16 protein-coding genes are annotated in these 17,910 nt (G+C 60.4%); 12 read left to right on the forward strand and 4 right to left on the reverse strand.

All coding sequences use genetic code 11. The features are described 5' to 3' along the window. Positions 1-2: 2 nt before the first annotated feature. The 9 genes from EN845_RS07660 (at position 3) to EN845_RS36625 (ending at position 9,356) form a co-directional block, all read left to right on the forward strand. Positions 3-1,070 (forward strand): ABC transporter ATP-binding protein, encoded by a 1,068-nt coding sequence (locus EN845_RS07660; RefSeq protein ID WP_127870973.1) that lies wholly within the window; start codon positions 3-5, stop codon positions 1,068-1,070. A 16-nt stretch (positions 1,071-1,086) separates the two neighbouring features. Further along, positions 1,087-2,574: an aldehyde dehydrogenase family protein gene (locus tag EN845_RS07665; protein ID WP_127870974.1), complete on the forward strand. Its 1,488-nt coding sequence runs from the start codon at positions 1,087-1,089 to the stop codon at positions 2,572-2,574. A gap of 21 nt (positions 2,575-2,595) precedes the next feature. Next, positions 2,596-4,230, forward strand: a complete 1,635-nt coding sequence (locus EN845_RS07670) for a choline dehydrogenase (RefSeq protein WP_127870975.1) — start codon at positions 2,596-2,598, stop codon at positions 4,228-4,230. A gap of 218 nt (positions 4,231-4,448) precedes the next feature. Next, the gene (locus EN845_RS07675; protein WP_167531283.1) at positions 4,449-5,321 is read left to right on the forward strand and encodes a dihydrodipicolinate synthase family protein; all 873 of its coding nucleotides are present in this window, start codon (positions 4,449-4,451) and stop codon (positions 5,319-5,321) included. Positions 5,322-5,454: 133 nt separating this feature from the next. Further along, positions 5,455-6,486 (forward strand): proline racemase family protein, encoded by a 1,032-nt coding sequence (locus EN845_RS07680; protein ID WP_127870977.1) that lies wholly within the window; start codon positions 5,455-5,457, stop codon positions 6,484-6,486. A 35-nt stretch (positions 6,487-6,521) separates the two neighbouring features. After that, a complete protein-coding gene (locus EN845_RS07685) occupies positions 6,522-8,015 on the forward strand; it encodes an aldehyde dehydrogenase (RefSeq protein ID WP_127870978.1) in 1,494 nt (497 codons plus the stop codon). Between the two features lie 100 nt (positions 8,016-8,115). Continuing rightward, the gene (locus EN845_RS07690; RefSeq protein WP_127870979.1) at positions 8,116-8,367 is read left to right on the forward strand and encodes a hypothetical protein; all 252 of its coding nucleotides are present in this window, start codon (positions 8,116-8,118) and stop codon (positions 8,365-8,367) included. Further along, positions 8,367-9,203: an inositol monophosphatase family protein gene (locus EN845_RS07695; protein WP_127870980.1), complete on the forward strand. Its 837-nt coding sequence runs from the start codon at positions 8,367-8,369 to the stop codon at positions 9,201-9,203. The genes EN845_RS07690 and EN845_RS07695 overlap by 1 nt, the downstream gene beginning before the upstream one ends. A gap of 21 nt (positions 9,204-9,224) precedes the next feature. Then, positions 9,225-9,356 carry a hypothetical protein gene (locus EN845_RS36625; RefSeq protein ID WP_281015743.1) on the forward strand — a complete coding sequence of 44 codons (132 nt, stop codon included), beginning with the start codon at positions 9,225-9,227 and terminating at the stop codon, positions 9,354-9,356. 63 nt (positions 9,357-9,419) lie between these two features. Here the strand turns inward: EN845_RS36625 and EN845_RS07700 are convergent, their stop codons facing one another. The 4 genes from EN845_RS07700 to EN845_RS07715 form a co-directional block, all read right to left on the reverse strand. Next, the gene (locus EN845_RS07700) at positions 9,420-10,448 is read right to left on the reverse strand and encodes an Ldh family oxidoreductase (RefSeq protein ID WP_127870981.1); all 1,029 of its coding nucleotides are present in this window, start codon (positions 10,446-10,448) and stop codon (positions 9,420-9,422) included. A gap of 154 nt (positions 10,449-10,602) precedes the next feature. Next, positions 10,603-11,748 carry an alanine racemase gene (gene alr / locus EN845_RS07705; RefSeq protein WP_127870982.1) on the reverse strand — a complete coding sequence of 382 codons (1,146 nt, stop codon included), beginning with the start codon at positions 11,746-11,748 and terminating at the stop codon, positions 10,603-10,605. A gap of 174 nt (positions 11,749-11,922) precedes the next feature. After that, positions 11,923-12,162 carry a hypothetical protein gene (locus tag EN845_RS07710; RefSeq protein WP_127870983.1) on the reverse strand — a complete coding sequence of 80 codons (240 nt, stop codon included), beginning with the start codon at positions 12,160-12,162 and terminating at the stop codon, positions 11,923-11,925. 165 nt (positions 12,163-12,327) lie between these two features. Then, positions 12,328-13,497, reverse strand: coding sequence for an MFS transporter (locus tag EN845_RS07715; RefSeq protein WP_167531284.1), 1,170 nt, complete (start codon positions 13,495-13,497; stop codon positions 12,328-12,330). Positions 13,498-14,023: 526 nt separating this feature from the next. Between EN845_RS07715 and EN845_RS07720 the strand changes: the two genes are divergently transcribed. From EN845_RS07720 to EN845_RS07730, 3 genes are all read left to right on the forward strand, one after another. Then, positions 14,024-15,643: a GMC family oxidoreductase N-terminal domain-containing protein gene (locus EN845_RS07720; RefSeq protein ID WP_127870985.1), complete on the forward strand. Its 1,620-nt coding sequence runs from the start codon at positions 14,024-14,026 to the stop codon at positions 15,641-15,643. Between the two features lie 330 nt (positions 15,644-15,973). Next, positions 15,974-17,047 carry a substrate-binding domain-containing protein gene (locus tag EN845_RS07725; protein WP_135907068.1) on the forward strand — a complete coding sequence of 358 codons (1,074 nt, stop codon included), beginning with the start codon at positions 15,974-15,976 and terminating at the stop codon, positions 17,045-17,047. Between the two features lie 60 nt (positions 17,048-17,107). Then, on the forward strand, positions 17,108-17,908 hold the full coding sequence (locus EN845_RS07730; RefSeq protein WP_127870987.1) for an ATP-binding cassette domain-containing protein: 801 nt from the start codon (positions 17,108-17,110) through the stop codon (positions 17,906-17,908). Positions 17,909-17,910: the final 2 nt, after the last annotated feature.

Below are 17,910 nucleotides of genomic sequence, written 5' to 3' on the forward strand. Positions count from 1 at the left end.
TAATGGGTATCGAAGTCAAATCCGTATACAAGCGCTTTGGCGCCTTTACCGCCGTCAACGGCGTCTCGGTCGACATCAAGGACGGCGAGTTCTTCGTCATGCTTGGCCCCTCCGGCTGCGGCAAGACCACGACCTTGCGGATGATCGCCGGACTGGAGCTCCCCAGCGACGGCCAGATAAAGATCAATGGCCGTGACGTTACCTACGAGGAACCTCGCCATCGCGACATCGCGATGGCTTTCCAGGACTACGGGCTTTATCCGCACCTGTCGGTATTCCAAAACATCGAGTTCCCGCTGAAGGTGCGAAAGATTGCCGAGGGCGAGCGCAAAAAGAAGGTGCAGGCGACCGCGGAGAAACTGGGAATTGCCGAGTACCTGGACCGCAAGCCAGGGCAGATCTCCGGTGGGCAAAGGCAGCGCGTGTCCTTGGCGCGCGCTCTGGTCCGCAACCCGCGTGTCTTCCTGATGGACGAGCCTCTCTCGAATCTCGATGCCAAGCTGCGAGCCACAATGCGCACCGAGATCAAGAAACTCGTGACTAGCCTCGGCATCACCACCGTCTACGTGACCCACGATCAGATCGAAGCCATGTCGATGGCTGACAGGATCGCGGTCATGCGCCGCGGCGACATGGTGCAGGTCGCAACCCCGCTCGAAATCTATGACAGGCCGAAGACCGAATTCGTTGCCGACTTCATCGGGTCGCCTCCCATGAACCTGTTTCCTGCGCACTTTGATGGCAAGAAGGGAATCGCCGCTTCCGTGCAGCCTTTTGCCGACAGTCTGGCGGGCGACGTCGCCGACAGGGCAAGCAGCTTTGCCGACGCCCAGGGACAATTCTATGTCGGCGTCCGCCCCGAGCATCTCATGATCGTCCGCGACGGTATTGAAGGCGCAGCCTCGGCAAATGTCGACTTCGTGGAGCCCCTGGGCCAGACAACCAATGTCTACGTCGACTGCGGTGGTCACAAGTTCATCGTCGTGACAGATCGCACCGAAGCCAAGATCGGCGATGTTGTCGGTATAGCCGTAACACCCGGCAAGAGCCGGCTAGTCGCGCGCAACTGACAAGGAATGTGAACTGATGAACGTGCGCGAATACGAGAACTGGATCGATGGCGCCTGGGCGAAGTCCGATCGCAAGGTGGAACGCAAGTCACCGGCCCATGGCGAACTGCTTGCGCGGTTCGCGCAGAGCGACGAGAGCGCTGTCAACGCCGCGATCGAAGGTGCCCGAAAAGCCTTCGATAATCGATCCGTGTGGTCAGCCATTCCCGGCGCCGAAAGGGCCAAGGCTCTCGGGCGCTGGGTGGATCTGCTGACCGGTGAGATCGACAGGCTTGCCCTGATTGAAGCCGAGGAGGTTGGCAAGCCGATCCGCTTCGCCAAGGCCGAGGTCGAGTGGTCGATCGAGCTTGCGCGCTATGCTGCAGCGCTCGCCTGGCAAATCCCGGGTGACCTGGTCTCCAATATCGGGGACGCAAATCTGGGCCTTGTGACCCGCGAGCCACGCGGCGTGATCGGAATGATAACGCCTTGGAACTTCCCCTTGGTCACGCTGTTCCAGAAGCTGCCCTTCGCGCTCGCGGCCGGCTGCACGGTTGTGATCAAGCCATCCGAGCTGACCTCAGGGTCGACGCTGGAAATCGCCAGGCTGGCAAAAGAAGCGGGCATTCCAGACGGTGTTATCAATGTGGTCACCGGTTCAGGCCGCACCGTCGGCGAAATGCTGACCGGGCATCGAAAGGTCGACATGATCTCGTTTACTGGCTCGACCGCGGTCGGCATCAGGATCGCACAGCGCGCTGCCGAACAGGTCAAGCGCGTTGGCCTCGAACTGGGCGGCAAGGCGGCAAATATCGTCTTTGCCGATGCCGATATCGACGCCGCGCTGGATGGCATCCTGCTTGGCTATGTCCTCAACCAAGGCGAGGAATGCGTTCAAGGGACCAGGCTGCTGGTCGAGGACAGAGTCGCGGATACCTTCCTGGATAAGTTGGTCGAGCGCTCGAAGAAGATCCGGCTCGGCCTGCCGACGGATGAAAAGGCGGATGTCGGAGCGCTGATCCATGAAAAGCACATGGAACAGGTGCTATCCTACATCCAGAGCGGCATAGATGAGGGCGCTACACTTTTGCTCGGCGGCAGTCGGGTAACGGAAAACGGCCTGGGCAGGGGCTTTTATGTTGCCCCCACGATCTTTTCCGATGTCACCCCCGATATGACGATCTTCCGTGAAGAGATTTTCGGGCCGGTTCTGGCTGTCACCCGTTTCACCAGCGTGGACCAGGCGATTGCCCTTGCCAACGACACGAACTATGGCCTCGGCAATGGTGTCTGGACGAAGGATATCGACAAGGCAATTCGCGTTTCCCGTGAACTCCGCAGCGGGACGGTTTACGTCAACACCTTTCTCGAGACTGCCGTTCAGATGCCGTTCGGAGGGTTCAAGGAGAGCGGGATCGGTCGCGAAAACGGCCTGGACGGATTGCTCGAGTTCACCGAGGTAAAGTCGACCTTTATCAAGCTAGGGCAGCGCCCGCACGCCTTGCCCCACACCTTGGCGAACTAAACAGTAAGGAGTGACCTTCAGGTGGTAGACAAGAAGACGTTCGATTACATCGTCATCGGCTCCGGCTCGGCAGGTTCGGTAATCGCTTCTCGCCTCGCCGAAGACCCTTCCACGACTGTCCTTCTTTTGGAAGCAGGGCCTTCGGATCAGCATATCTACATCCGCATGCCGGCGGCTCTCGGCTTTCCGTTGATGAACGACCGCTTCAACTGGTTCTACAATTCGGAGCCGGAACCACATCTGCAGGGACGGATCGTTCATGAGGCGAGGGGGCGCGTGCTGGGCGGCTCGTCCTCCATCAATGGCATGAATTGGGTCCGTGGCAATCCATGGGACTATGACAATTGGGCGAGCATCGGAGCTGGCGGGTGGTCGTATGCCGAATGCCTGCCTTACTTCAAGAAAGCCGAGACATTCGACAAGGGAGCGAACGCCTATCGCGGCGGGGCAGGGCCAATGCAGATCGAAACCTGCAAGGCGGAAAATCCCCTCTATCACGCCTTCCTCAACGCCGGAGTTGAAAGCGGGCTGAAGCATGTTGCCGATCACAATGCGTACCAGCAGGAAGGTGTGCACATCACCCAGCGCAACGTCCATGACGGCATCCGTTGGAGCACCTCGCAGGGCTATATCCATGCGCAGCCGCGCAAACCAAATCTTACCGTGCTGACTGGTGCAAGGGTCACGGGCATAGAGACAAGCAACAAGCGCGTCGTGCGGGTTGCGGTTTCTACGAAATCCGGCGCTCAGCAGTTCGAGCCGGAGCGTGAGACGATTCTGTGCGGCGGCGCCCTGAACTCGCCGCAACTCTTGCTTCTTTCCGGCATCGGGCCGGCCGAGGATCTCAAAAATGCCGGCATAGCTGTGAAGCATCATCTGCCGGGTGTCGGCCGCGGACTGAAGGATCACGTCGCGGCGCCGGTCATGTATCGCGCGACCAAGGACGTCTCGGCAGCAAAGGACTTGTCCACCTTGGGCAAGGCCAAGATTGGCCTCCAGTGGCTGCTGTTCAAGAAAGGGCTCGGCGCGACCAATTTCTTCGAGGTTGGCACGTTCATGCGGACGCGCAACGAAGAGGCCATACCCAATGTGCAGTTTGAGTTCGTCCCGATGCTGGGTGAATTCCAGCACGGCAACGTCAAGCTCGAGAACGGCTTTCAGTACTTCCTCAGCCTCATGCGTCCCAAGAGCGAAGGGCGCGTCTGGGTGGATTCGGCGGATCCGGCTGCCGCCCCAAAATTCGTTTTCAACTATCTGCAGCATCCCGACGACATGGTGCAGGCGGTCCAGGCCGTAAAGGCAATTCGCAACGTGGTCCGCCAGCAGGCCTGGGACGAATTCCGGGGCGTTGAAGAAATGCCAGGGCCCTCCGTCGCGACCGACGATGACATCGCCAATTGGCTGCGCGGCGTTGCCGGCACGAACTACCACCCGTGCTGCACCTGCCGAATGGGCGAGGGCGACGACGCCGTCGTCGACAAGGACGCAAAAGTGCACGGCATCGAGGGTCTCAGAGTTGTCGATGCCTCCATCATGCCCGAGATCGTCAGCGGCAATCTCAATGCGCCGGTTATCATGATGGCGGAGAAGGTCGCGGACGCCATCCGAGGCCGCGTCACGTTGCCTGCGGATCCACAGCCGTACCACACCGCCTGAAGACAGTGAGAGGTGCAATGTCGAGGTGCTTGATTTCTACTATGAAAACGATTACATAAATCAAAACTCGTGGAAAGAAATATTGCTGCAGAAAAACTGCAGCCAAAGGGCAGTATATCGACGAATTTATGTTTGGAGCGCCAGCTGGGGCCGTCGTTTCTGACCGCGGTCTTCGTTGAAATCTTGAACAAATCCGATCTCGAAAAAGGAGCATGGACGTGAGCGAACTAAAAGGAATCTGCGTGCCGATTTGCACGCCATTCAAGGACAAGGGTGCGGCACTCGATGAGGGGGCTCTGGGCGCAAACATCGATTCGCTGATCGATGCGGGCATTCACATCATCGCGGTCAATGGCGGGACGGGTGAGTTCCCGTTTCTGACTGAAAGCGAGAAGCGGCGTATCGCGGAGGTTGCCGGCAAGCGCATCAACGGCCGCGCCAAGCTGATCGTCCAGACATCTGCCTTGCGCACCGAAGACGCCATCGAAAACTCGAAACATGCGAGCGACGCTGGCGCCGACGCTTTGCTCATACTCCCGCCCTTCTTCGAGGGGCCGGGCGAGCCAGGTGTTCGCTATCACTACGAACAGATATCCAGCGCCGTGAACACCCCGATCATGGTCTATAATATTCCTCAGTACACCGGCTTCGACATCACGCCTGACGTCTACAAGCGCTTCAGCGAGATCGACACCATCAAGTACATCAAGGACAGCACGTCCAATATGATGCGCATCGACCAGCTGTCGGCACAGGGTGCGAAGGTGTTCAACGGCTGCGACTATCTGAATTTCTACAGCCTGCTGAGCGGCGCGCCGGGTGTTTTTACCGGCTCCGGCAACGCTGTTCCGCAGCAACTCGTGCGGCTCTATGATCTGGTTCAGAACAAGAACCTGGCCGAAGCGACCGCGCTGTGGCTCAAGCTGCGTCCCCTGTCACTGCTGCTCTGGACCGCCCCCTTCAATCCAGTCGCCAAGTCAGCAAGCACCAAGACGGGTCGCCCTGTCGGCGAGTGCCGCCTGCCGGTTCTCCCCTTGACCACTGAGGAGGTTAAACTGGTTGACAAGGCGCTTGCAGCGGCAGCTGCCTGACGCGATCCGGTCGTTCCCGGGGCTTCGTCGCCCCGGGGATCCGGCTGCTGCAACTGGTCCTGGACATTCGTTTTTCCTTGTCCAGCATCGGCTGCACGACTTCGGGGCCGGCCCAGGCAGAAAGGATTGAGGAATGAGATTGTCGCGGATGATCAACGTTGTGGGCGCCCACGCCGAGGGCGAGCCGAACGACGTCATTACGGGCGGTGTTATAGATGTTCCCGGCAAGACCATGTTCGAGAAGGCACGATGGCTGGAAACCAAAGGTGACGACCTTCGAGCCTTTCTCCTGCATGAGCCCCGCGGGAAGGTCACGCTCTGCACCAACCTTGTGCTGCCCTCGTCTCACCCTGACGCCCAGATGGGTTATGTCATCATCGAACCGGCCTCCTATCCGCCGATGTCGGGCACGAACACGATATGCACGGTGACCGTTCTCCTGGAGACAGGAATTATCCCGATGCAGGAGCCCGTCACCAGGCTGACGCTCGAGGCGCCGGCCGGCCTTATTGAGGTCGAAGCACGGTGCCGGGACGGAAAGTGCGAAAGCGTCAAGTTCAGGAATCAGCCGTCTTTTGTCATGCACCGGGACCGGATGATCGAGGTCGAAGGCATAGGCTCGCTCCGCGTCGACGTTTCCTACGGGGGGATGATCTACGTGATTGTCGATGCTCAGGACTGCGGCTTCGAGATCGAGCCGTCCGAAGCGCGCGATCTTTCGGACGTTGGCGAAAAAATCAAGCGAGCGGCGGCCGAGCAACTACCATCCGTCCACCCCGAGAATCCAGAGATACACACAATCAACCAGACGCTTTTTGCCGGTCCGCTCGCGGTAGTCGACGGGATCAAGACATCCAGGAATGGGGTCATCGTCTCACCAGGCAGACTGGACCGCTCGCCATGCGGGACCGGCACCTGCGCGCGATTGGCGTTGCTGCACGCGCGTGGTGAAATCGCTGCCGGCGAACAATTCATCCATGAGTCGATCATAGGCACGAAATTCGTCGGCGAGATATTCGAGACGTCCAAGGTCGGAGGTCTCGACGCCGTGTCTGTCGCCATCACCGGACGGGCCTGGATCACCGGCTTCCATCAGTTCGTGCTCGACCCGAGCGATCCGTTTCCGAGGGGCTACACACTTTCCGATACCTGGCCCGGAGCCTGACCAATATCCATCATTGTCATTTGCAGGAGTTCAAGATGAACGTGCACGCAGACTTCCACGCCCAAGCCGAAAGGCTGAAATTCGAAACGCGGGCCTTTATCGACGGCGCCTATGTGGCGGCAAAATCGGGGGAGACGTTCGAAACCGTCAATCCTGCCACCGGCAAGCTCCTTGCTAATGTCGCCGCCGGCGGCGCTGCGGACGTCGACCTTGCGGTCAGTGCCGCACGCCGCAGTTTCGAGGCCGGCAGTTGGTCGGGCATGCCGCCGCGGGAGCGCAAGAAAGTCTTGCTGCGCTTTGCCGATCTGATCGAGAAGCACAGCGCCGAACTCGCGCTCATCGAAACGCTCGATTGCGGCAAGCCGATCAACGATTCCCTCAGTGTCGACCTGCCAGACTCCGTCGAGACGCTGCGCTGGCATGCGGAGGCGACGGACAAGATCTACGATCAGATGTCGCCGGCCCCGCGCGACGTCGTGTCGATGATCGTGCGCGAGCCGATCGGCGTCGTCGGGGGCGTCATTCCCTGGAACTTCCCTCTGTTCGTCGCGATGTGGAAGTTGGCGCCCGCCCTGGCGGGAGGAAATTCCCTCGTGCTGAAGCCGGCCGAACAGACGTCTTTGTCGCTGATCAGGCTGGCAGCGCTGGCATCCGAGGCAGGCATTCCGGACGGCGTCTTCAATGTCGTCCCGGGTCTGGGGCCGACTGCCGGCCAGGCTATCGGCCTGCACCGGGATATCGACTGCGTGAGCTTCACGGGCTCTGGCGAGGTCGGTCGGCTCTTCCTGAAATATTCCGCCGATTCCAACATGAAGAGGATCATCCTCGAGTGCGGCGGCAAGAGCCCGGCAATCGTCATGAGCGACGTCAAGAACTTCGCCCCGATCGTCGAAAATGTCGCGACGGGCATTCTGTTTTGCCAGGGCGAGAACTGCTCTGCCGGCTCCCGCCTCATCGTCCACGAGAGCATCAAGGACCGTCTCCTTGATGAGCTGAAGCCGGTGTTCGAATCCTGGACGGTCGGCGATCCGCTCGAGCGCTCGACGCGCATCGGCGCGATGATCGAGGAGGATCATCTCGCCAAGGTCTTGTCCTACATCGAGACCGGACGCAGTGAAGGCGCCAAAGTAGCATTGGGCGGAAATCGCGTGCTGGCCGAAACAGGTGGTAGCTTCGTTGAGCCGACGATCTTTGACGGCGTCTCCAACACCATGAAGATTGCCCGTGAAGAGATCTTCGGGCCTGTCCTGTCGGTGATCTCGTTCAAGGACGAGGCCGAAGCTGTTCGCATCGCGAACGACACCAACTACGGCCTTGCTGCGTCCCTCTACACCGACGATCTCAACACGGCGCATCGCGTCGCCAAGTCGATCCGCGCCGGTACGGTTTCCGTGAACTGCTATTCGGAAGGTGACTTCGCCGTGCCCTTCGGTGGCTACAAGGAATCCGGCTTCGGCGGCAAGGACAAGGGCCTTGCTGCGCACGACCAATACACTGAGACCAAGGCCGTCTGGATCCAGCTGCGTTGACGGCACGCGGTGGCCCGGCCCCTCTTGGCCGGCCACCAGCCCTTCGCGGATCGGTGCGTCCATGGGCTTGCAGGCGCCCTGTTGGTTTTGAGGGAAGTCAATGACATCCGTTGCAGTGCTTAGGGAAGAACGGCTGAGCGCCCAGCGTTTGACCGCGTCCGGCAGACCGCGGCGAACCGCTAATCCGTTTTCCGGCATCGGCCCTATCACCGATCTCGCCCTTGACGAGATCGGCGCGCGCCTGCTTCGTCTCGAGTTCGACGGCGGGCTCCATTTCGGCTTCCCGAAGACGACCCAGATGGCGTTCGGGCTAGGCGGTGGCCACAGGACCTTCCAGCAGGGCGCCTTCTGATGGCCAGGCAAGCCTCACTCCGCAAGCTCAGTGTTGCCTCCCAACGGGACGGGGACCTGCTGCCCACCTTTGAGTTTTTCCGCAAACTAGCGGATGCGGCTGCTGCGGAGATTATGCCGACGTTTCGCAACAGGTTGGCCGTCGAAGCCGAGGTCAAACCCGGCCTGCAACACGATCCGGTCACGGAGGCCGACCGCAATGCTGAAAGGGCCATCCGCGACATCATTTCGGGCGAGTATCCGATGCACGCGATATTGGGCGAGGCGTTCAGCCCGTCGGGATCCGGGCCTCTCAAATGGGTGATCGACCCGATCAACGGGATGAAACCCTACCTGTGCGGGCTTCCGGTCTGGGGAACCCTGATAGGCTTCACCGTCGATGGCCGCTCCGTATTGGGAATGATGAACCAGCCCCATACCGGGGAGTGCTTCTGGTCCGATGGCACGAAATCGATCTGTCATTCAGCCCATGGCGAGACCGTCTTGAGGACGAGCGGCACCCAACGTCTTTCCGATGTGATATGCCACACGAATTCTCCAGAACCGTTCGCTCGCCGTCCGGGTCGAGGGTTTGCCCGGCTGGCGTCGTCGGTCAAATTCACCCGCTACGGCGGCGAATGCTACGCGTTCGCCATGCTCGCCGCCGGTCAGATCGACCTTTGCGTCGAGCTCGCCCTGACGGCCTATGACGTCGTTGCGCTTATTCCGCTCATCGAGGCCGCCGGTGGTGTCGTCACTCGCTTCGACGGCGGTCGCCCGGAGCGGGGCGGCAACGTTCTGGCCTCGGCAAACGCCATCCTGCATGAGGCTGCGCTGCGGATGCTCAACGACATCTGAACCCCTGCCGAGACATCTTGAATGGACAGCAAGAACGAGATCGAGCGAAAGGACGAGGATAACGCTGCCGAACGACGAGCCCGTTTCTGGGGCTGGTTTTGGATGGCGGTCGCGACAGCGGCCATGTACCTTCTGGTCTGGGTAACCCGTTGAAGAGAAGAGTCGCCGCCCACCGTTGACGCCTCAATCCAATCACGCATTCGCGCTTTGCGTGTGTCAAAGGGCGCGTAATTGCTTCCATGTCTCGGCCTCGATGGCGATGCCGCGCTCGGCCGCCAATTTGCGGGCGGCGAGCCTGCGTTCACCTGGAAGGCGCGTCTGCCCGGCTTCGGCTATCGCCTCGACCAATTCCTCGATCCGCCCTGTGAACATTCCCAGGCTACCATTTCCTTTCGTCGGGTCGATCAGGATAATCGTTTGACCGGTATGAGCGGAGTCCGCCCCCGGATAGGCCGACGAATTGACTTGATGGGAGAAGTTGCTGCCAGTCAGCGCACCGCCAAGGATGTCGATCATCATGGCGATGGAGGAACCCTTGTGTCCGCCGAAAGGCAGCAGCGCGCGCCCGTCAAGTATGGCCTGCGGGCTGCTGGTTGGCAGCCCCGAGGCGTCGAGGCCTATCCCTTCGGGAAGGACCTTGTTTTCACGCGCTGCAGCCTTCACTTCGCCATGAGCCATCGCTGCCGTCGCTTGGTCGAACAGGAGAACCTGTCCATCGGCGCGCGGTACGGCGAAGGCCATCGGATTGGTTCCGTAGAGCCGCTTGTGACCGCCATGAGGGACGACATAAGTGACGCTGTTGACGACACTGAGGGCGATCAGTCCCGCCTCCGCGAATGGCTCGACATCCAGCCAGAGCGGACCGTTATGATGGGCATTGCCGATGGCGAGCACACAGGCGCCGGCCGACCGCGTCTTGTCGATGGCTTGTGGCATGGCCGCCTCCAGCGCCGGTCTGGCATAGCCATTGCCGGCGTCGGCGCGAAGGAAGGCGGCTCCAGCGTCTTGGATTTGTGGAATGGCGCGGCCGTCGACGAAGCCGCTCTTCAGATTGCTCACATAGCCCGCCATCCGGAACAAGCCATGGCTTCGCGAGCCGTCGCGTTCGGCGCTCGCGCAGTTCGCCGCCAGCACTCGGGCGACGCTGTCGGACGTTCCGTTGCGCACGAAGATAGTTTCCAGCATGCCGATGAGCTCGGGCAGGCTGCAATAGATGGCTGGCTCATGCGACAACGATGGGGCCATGACAAATCACGCATTTCAACAAAGCAACGCGCCTCCCTGCGTGACTCGCCTATCGGGGCCGCCAACGGCTGCATAGCAATGCCCGTTGGCGGCAGAGTGCCTTGCGTAGGCTGGGGGCGGGCCTGTGCTTCAGCACTCAACGCCATGGCACGTGCTATTCGTTGACGTAACGCCGCGCACAGCCATGGCCTAGTGAAATCAAGACTTCATGCTCGATCGTTCCGCAAGCCTTCGCCAGATCGTGATCACGAACATGGGGGCCGAGGATTTCGACCGGACTGCCTGGTACTAGCGCCCAGTCGGGGACCCCCGATACGTCGACGGTCAGCAGATCCATGGAAACGCGTCCGACAACCTGGGCGGCAAAACCCGCAACGGACACGGGTGCGCGGCTTGAGCCGGCCCGGGAATAGCCGTTCGCGTATCCGATCGCGACCGTCGCGATCTTGGCTTGCTCGGTCAGGCGGTAGGTCGAGCTGTAGCCGACAGGGGCACCGCGCTTCATCGTCTTGACCTGAATGATCGGCGCGACGACGCGAGCTGGCTGCAACATGGGATTTGGGCGCCCTGTCAGCGGGTTTATCCCGAATGTCGCCTTGCCGGGCCGGACCATGTCGAACGCGTGGTCCGCGCCCAGATAGGTGCCAGCCGAATTGGCCAGCGACATTTTCGCGATGGGAAGCCCGCTCACCGCGCTCAGGAAAGCCCCGCGCTGGAATTCGCACCTGTCGAAATCGAGGTCGTCGGCTGCCGAAAGGTGCGACATGTAGAGGATAGGCGGGATACGCGACAGCAGCGGCAAGTTCTGGCGAAGCCACGCGACATCATCGGCCAGCAGTCCGAGCCGGTTCATTCCCGTGTCGAAATGGATAATCGAGGCAAGAGGACGCTCCACCCCGACGGCAACCTTTTCCCATTCCTCGATCTGATTGCGACTGTTGAGGACGGGTACCAGGTTGGCGCCGACGAATGCCCCTCTTTCCTCGGGCAGGAAGCCGCCGAGCACGCAAATCTCTGCTTCTTGAAGAGCAGCTCGGAGCGCCACGCCGTCATTGGCCGTTGCCACGAAAAACGTCCTGGCGCCTGCTTGCCTCAGTGCCAGCGCGCTCGGGATCATGCCATGGCCGTAGGCGTCGCCCTTCACGACGGCAGCGCAATCGGCTCCGCCCGCCATGGCGCTCAGTCGCCTGTAATTTTCCCGCACTGCCTCTAGGTCGACGATCATCTCAGCCTGATTGATCAGACCCTGAATTCCGCCTTGAAAGGACGAGGGATGACTTCCGATCGTATCGAGATGCACTCACGCCTCCAGGTTTGTTCTAGTAAACGTTTACACGTCTCAAAGGCTACCGCGCCAAATTTGGTTGGTGCGTACCGCAGCTCGTGCGTTTGCCAAGGCGTGCCACCGGTCTTGCGTCTACTAAGGGCAATCGCGTTCGACGGGGCACGTCACCGGATCGAAGCGCGCTTGGATTTAGTTCAGCAGGATCGACAGATAATGCTCCGCCGCCTTGGACTGCGCCTGGGCGATCATGCCGCACTGAACACATTGGTCGGCAAGTATCGCCATCGCCGTCGGGCTAAGCTCTGCAAACATAAAAAGCGCGAGAAGAGCGGTGCAAAACTTCGCTAGCTGCAGGAACACATTGCGCGTTTGATTGTGATGGTGCATGGCGCGCCCTTGAGGTTTTTCCACTAAATGCCTCTCGATCATGAGCCGACCGGTGCCGACAATGTCGCTTGGACAGTGTAAACGTTTACAAATTCGTGTCAATGAGTCTGGGACGATATAGGGTCGGCTCGATCAAACATGCCTTTGCCTTAGAGGCGACAGCCACTTGCTCAAGAACCGCCAGCGATGGAGAGGAATTTCCACAATTCAGAAGCGACTGGCGACGCGGACGAAAGCCGTTCCGGTAAGCAGGAACAACACGGCCAGCAACAAGTAGATATTGGACAAGGCGGTTGCCTCGGCGAGGATCCCGAAGCTGGGCGCTGTGGCCAGGGCAACTATGTAGCCCGTCGCGAAGACCACCACTATGTTTGATGCGTCGCCGCGTCGCCCCGCCATGCTCAACAGTGTGGGAAAAATATTCGATACGCCGATGCCCAACAGGACAAACCCGAACAGCGCCACAGGCACGATCTTGGCGAAGGCGACAATCGAGAGACCGACGATCACCAAGCCTGTCGAGATTGCAAGAAGTTGTTTCTCGCCCACGACCGTTCTGACGCGATCGCCAGCCAGCCGACAGATTGCCATGGAACTGGCGAACGCCGCATAGCCTAGTCCCGAGAAGCTGAAATCAAGCGCAAAATGGCCAGTGAGGTAGAGGGGGCTCCAGTCACGGACCGCTGCGTCTGTCGACATGCACACGCCGGCAAGCAGGCCCGCGACAACCAGCAGCCACATTGGGCTGATTGGCCGAGCGCCCGTAGCGCCCTCACTTGGCCTTGCGGCAAGAAGCTTGCTCTGGTTTGCCACGAAGAGAAGCGAGAGTAATAGCGCAGCTATCAGCGCGCCCATCGAACTCCCCGCAAATTTGACAAGCAGGCCTCCCGAGGCAGCACCTGTAAGCCCGCCAAGGCTCCACATGGCGTGGAACGTGGACATTAGGGCTTTTTGGGATAAGCGCTCTGCCTCGACCGCCTGCGCGTTCATGGCGACATCCATGAAATTGCCGGCAAGCCCCAGCATCAGCAGCACCAAGGGGAACAAGGTTGGGACATTCGTGAACGAGGCCAGCACGACTGTCGCCAAGAGAAGGGGCGCCGACACTCGAACCACTTGTTTGCTGCCGAAACGCGTGATGAGAGACCGGCTCGCCAGCATGGCGAAGAGTGAGCCCACGACAATCATGAACAGCGACCAGCCGAATTGACTGTCTGGTATCGAGAGACGCGCCTTGATTGTCGGCACAAGGGAGGACCAGGTGCCGAAGATGCAGCCATGCAGGAAGAAGATGGAGAAAATAGCCGTGCGGCTCTTGCGGTGGTCTATTGAGGGCCAGGCAGGTTGATCTGCGAAGCGCTTCGGAATTTCTAACACGGTTTGGTTCTCCAGTGACGCCTCGCGCCTCGGTCAATGCGACCCGACGGGATGCCGGGCTCGGCCAACGCGTTCCGACTGCCCGCCTCGTCTACGAAGGTGGACTTTGGATACACGCTGAGAACGCCTGCATGCATCATGTGCTGGTCCGCTCAGCGCACCTATATTTACATCGGGGTGGCCACATCACGATTTCGCAGCTAGAGCTTTGCATGCGCGATCTGAAGCGCGGGAAACGTCAGTCCGAGAATTTAGGCTCGAGGGATGTCGCGAGACATCGTGCCGCCTTCAACGGCAATGCGAGCATGGCGAAATGCACCTCCACCCAGATCGGTCCGTAATGGAAATAGTTGGTTTCGCGCGTTTCTGATGCGCCCCGAAATGATCTGACTTCTTCGTTAGGGCGAACCCTCCGATCAATCTCGCCATGACTCTGACTCATAGACGCTTTCCCGGACTGCCGTTGCTCAAGCCGGTCATTTCGGCAATCTAGGCACCTCACAGAGTATCGGAGCATTCAGGAAGTATGCGCGAAGCTGATTTGAACTTCGATTTCATCGTCGTAGGCGGCGGGTCGGCGGGGTGCGTGCTGGCCAGCAGATTGAGTGCCGACCCAGCCAACCGGGTTCTACTGCTCGAGGCAGGCAACAGCGGTCGCGATCCGAGCTACGATCTGCCGTTCATCGCGGGCAAGCTGTTCGAGTTCGAACGCAACAACTGGGCTTTCCGGAGTCAGCCGCAGAAAAATCTGAATGGCAGAAGCATGTACTTTCCCCGCGGCAAGATGCTGGGTGGATCGTTCATCTTCAACGGCGCCCAGTACATTCGAGGCAACAGATCGGATTTCGATCATTGGCGTCAGCTCGGCAACGCCGGTTGGTCCTACGACGACGTGCTGCCCTATTTCACGAAGAGCGAGAGTTACGAGGGCGGCGAGAGTGCCTACCACAATGACTGCGGCGGCCTGCCGGTGGGCAAGCCACCGACCGTCTCGCCGTTGACGGCCCCCTATCTGGAGGCCTGCAGGCAGGCGGGATATCGCCTCAACGACGATTTCAACGGGCCCGAGCAGGAAGGCTTTGGTATTTATGATTTCAACATCCGCGGCGGGCGCCGTGTCACCACGGCCAAGGCGTTCCTGCGGCCGGCGATGAAGCGGCCCAATCTGCGGGTCATTGTCAACGCGCTTGTCTCCCGAATTGTCATCGACGAGGCGCGCGCCTCGGGCGTCGAGTTCTTCGAGAACGGCGGGATCCGGCGAGCGTCCGCCACGCGCGAGATTGTCCTGTCGGCTGGTTCGTTCAACTCGCCGAAATTGCTGATGCTGTCGGGCCTCGGCGACGCGGAGGATCTGCAATCGCACGGGATAGCTGTGGTCAACGACCTCAGGGGCGTCGGCAAGAATCTCCAGGATCATGTCAATGCATCGGTCGCCTATGAGGCCACACAACCGGTTTCACTTGCCAGGACATTGCGCTGGCACACGCTAACGGCAGAAATGATCAATGCGCTGGTTTTCCGCCGCGGACAGATCACGCGCAGCCCGTTGGAAGCCGGCGGGTTTTTCAACATCAAGAAGGATGCCGTGGCGCCGGAATGCCAAGCGGTGTTCATCCCCTATTACCCCGGACAGGGGTTGAAGGTGTGGATGCCTTGGGCGGACCGGATGGCCGGACATTCTTTCGTGGTGCATGTCTGGCCCAACAGGCCGGAGAGCCGAGGGATGCTGACGCTTAAGTCGTCAGATCCCCGGGAGGCTCCCATCTTCGATCCGCACTTTCTCACGTCGGAAAACGATCTTGCGCTCACCCGCGATGCGATACGCGCCACCCGCAGGATCCTTCAGCAGGAAGCCTTGGCGCCCTACCGTGGCACGGAACTGGCGCCCGGCGCGGATATCCGTTCGGATGAAGAGCTCGACAGCTATATTCGCACAACGTGCGGCATCGGCCATCACACATGCGGCACGGCCAAGATGGGGCACGACGCGATGGCGGTCGTCGATGATCAGTTGAAGGTCCATGGCGTCGACGGCCTCAGGGTGGCCGATGCCTCGATCATGCCGACAATGGTGAGCGGCAACACCAATGCCGCCACGATCATGATTGCGGAGAAAGCGGCCTCGATGCTATTGCGCGGAAATTAGCGCTCCTGCCTGACTTCGTCGGCAATGGTCCGATCCGGCCTTTCATTTCCCGCCTTTGGCGCCGAGATGGGAGGCTTTCGGCTTTCCCCAGGAAGCCCGCAAGCCGCACATCAACCTCGACGCATATCGCTTGCCCATGAGTTGAAGTCATGGAGAAATGCGTGCAGCCCTATTGGCGGCCGCCATTACTCTCAATAGCGTCATAGCCACCATGAGCAGAGTTCATGGAAAGACAGTGCAAGAGGAGCAGCCAAGCTCGCACATTCGTACCTGTCGGGTTTGGCGGCACAGCCGATCAGCTCCACGCAACTTCAGGGGAGATTGGAACACATGAAACTATCGCTTAAGGGGCTGCTGCTTTCAGGCGTCGCGGCGCTTGCCAGCAGCGGCGCGCTCGCCAAGGACCTCAGTGGCCCCATCTACTTGCTGGTCAACAACGTCACGACTTCGCGCATTGCACAGTTCGATATACCAAACATCACGAAAGCCCTGGAAAAGCAGGCGCCCGGTAGCAAGCTGGTCGTGCTGAATGCGAACGACGACATGCAGCAGCAGGTCTCGCAGACAGACGCCGCGCTGGCCAGCGGCGCTGCCGGCATCGTCCTGATCGCCGTCGATCCCCTGCGTTCGGCCAGCATTCTTGCCAAGGCGGCAGGTGATGGCGTCCCGGTTGTGACCTATGCACACGATCCAGGCGAGGGCCCGGTCGCCTATCACGTATCCGTGCCGTTCGCTGATATCGGCGAGGCGCAGGCCAAGTACCTGGTCGAACATCTGCCGCAACACAGGCCGGTGCGCCTGGCATACATGCTCGGCGATCCGAAGTTCGCCTTCTACACCGAGCAGATGAAAGGTTTCGACCGTTACATCGCTCCGCTTGTGGCGGACGGCACCATCCAGATTGTCTGCCGGGCCGACGCGCTGCTTTACCTCGCGGCCAACGCGCAGAAGAACATGGAGCAATGCCTGACCCAAACCAACAACGAGGTCGACGGAGCCGTGGTGATGAACGACGACACCGGCGGCGGCGTGATCGCCGCCCTGACCGGCCAAGGTCTGGTTGGCAAAGTCGAGCTGTTCGGAGGCTACGATGCCACACTCGAAGGCGTCCAGCGTGTTCTGGCCGGATGGCAGGCGGCCGACATGTCGCCACCCTATGCGGGGATGGCGGACGCCGCCGTGACGTTGGTTCTGGCTGCTGCCCGTGGCGAGCAGCCGCCTTCCGGTTTGGTCAATGGCACCTGGGACAACAAGTTCGTCAAGGGTGGTGTTCCGGCTCACCTGGCCCCAAACGTTTTTATCACCGCCGACAACGTTCAGAAAACCGTGGTCGATGCCGGGCTTTACACCAAGCAGCAGCTCTGCACCGGCATTGCGGCCAAGTCCGATTTCTGCACCAAATAGAGCGTCAGGCGCTGCCGTCCCACGCGGTAGCGCCTTGTCGGCTTGTCTTGAAGGCATGCGATGACCAGATCAGATCCACCCATTCTCGAAATCCGCAATGTTTCAAAACACTTCGGCGCCATATCCGCGCTGACAGATGTGTCATTCAGTGTTTGGCCAGGCGAAGTCGTTGCACTGGTGGGCGACAATGGCGCCGGCAAATCGACGCTGGTCAAGATCATCTCCGGCATCCAGTCTCCCAGCGAGGGCGAGATTTTCTGTGCCGGCCTCGGCGTCGCGCTGCGATCGCCGCACGACGCGGGCCATGCCGGCATCCAGACCGTCTACCAGGACCTGGCGCTGTGCGATAATCTCGACACCGTTCAGAACCTCTTCCTCGGGCGTGAGCTGCACAATCCTTGGTACCTCGGCCGGCGTCTCCAGCGCGGCGCAATGGAAGCGCGAGCTAGAGAGATTCTGGCCAGCCTCGACGTCAAGATCCGCGACGTCAGCAACCCCATAAGTTCGCTCTCCGGCGGTCAGCGCCAGTCGGTCGCCATCTGCCGCTCCATCCTCAGTGACCCCAGGATCGTCTTGCTCGATGAGCCGACAGCGGCATTGGGCGTCGCCCAGCGCAAGCAGGTTCTGGCGTTGATCGACCGGTTGCGAGGGCAGGGGCGCGCCGTCGTGGTGGTGTCTCACGACCTAGGCGACGTCCAGCAGGTCGCCGACCGTGTTGTCGTGCTTCGGCTTGGCAGGAAAGTCGCCGAAGTCTCTCGTGGTGGCTACACCCGCGAGGATCTTATCGGAGCGATAACCGGCGTGATGGACGCCGCCACTCTCGCATCCACCCGCGATTTCAGGGGGGATCTCCATGTCTAGCG

The organism is Mesorhizobium sp. M8A.F.Ca.ET.202.01.1.1 (genome assembly GCF_004791595.1).
In the GTDB taxonomy this organism is placed as follows: Bacteria; Pseudomonadota; Alphaproteobacteria; order Rhizobiales; family Rhizobiaceae; genus Mesorhizobium.

Excerpts from the sequence above, each read along its gene's own strand:
- EN845_RS07660 (WP_127870973.1), top strand. The coding sequence starts at position 3 with ATGGGTATCGAAGTCAAATCCGTATACAAGCGCTTTGGCGCCTTTACC.
- EN845_RS07665 (WP_127870974.1), top strand. The coding sequence starts at position 1,087 with ATGAACGTGCGCGAATACGAGAACTGGATCGATGGCGCCTGGGCGAAG.
- EN845_RS07680 (WP_127870977.1), top strand. The coding sequence starts at position 5,455 with ATGAGATTGTCGCGGATGATCAACGTTGTGGGCGCCCACGCCGAGGGC.
- EN845_RS07685 (WP_127870978.1), top strand. The coding sequence starts at position 6,522 with ATGAACGTGCACGCAGACTTCCACGCCCAAGCCGAAAGGCTGAAATTC.
- EN845_RS07690 (WP_127870979.1), top strand. The coding sequence starts at position 8,116 with ATGACATCCGTTGCAGTGCTTAGGGAAGAACGGCTGAGCGCCCAGCGT.
- EN845_RS07695 (WP_127870980.1), top strand. The coding sequence starts at position 8,367 with ATGGCCAGGCAAGCCTCACTCCGCAAGCTCAGTGTTGCCTCCCAACGG.
- EN845_RS36625 (WP_281015743.1), top strand. The coding sequence starts at position 9,225 with ATGGACAGCAAGAACGAGATCGAGCGAAAGGACGAGGATAACGCTGCC.
- EN845_RS07700 (WP_127870981.1), bottom strand. The coding sequence starts at position 10,448 with ATGGCCCCATCGTTGTCGCATGAGCCAGCCATCTATTGCAGCCTGCCC.
- EN845_RS07710 (WP_127870983.1), bottom strand. The coding sequence starts at position 12,162 with ATGATCGAGAGGCATTTAGTGGAAAAACCTCAAGGGCGCGCCATGCAC.
- EN845_RS07720 (WP_127870985.1), top strand. The coding sequence starts at position 14,024 with ATGCGCGAAGCTGATTTGAACTTCGATTTCATCGTCGTAGGCGGCGGG.
- EN845_RS07725 (WP_135907068.1), top strand. The coding sequence starts at position 15,974 with ATGAAACTATCGCTTAAGGGGCTGCTGCTTTCAGGCGTCGCGGCGCTT.
- EN845_RS07730 (WP_127870987.1), top strand. The coding sequence starts at position 17,108 with ATGACCAGATCAGATCCACCCATTCTCGAAATCCGCAATGTTTCAAAA.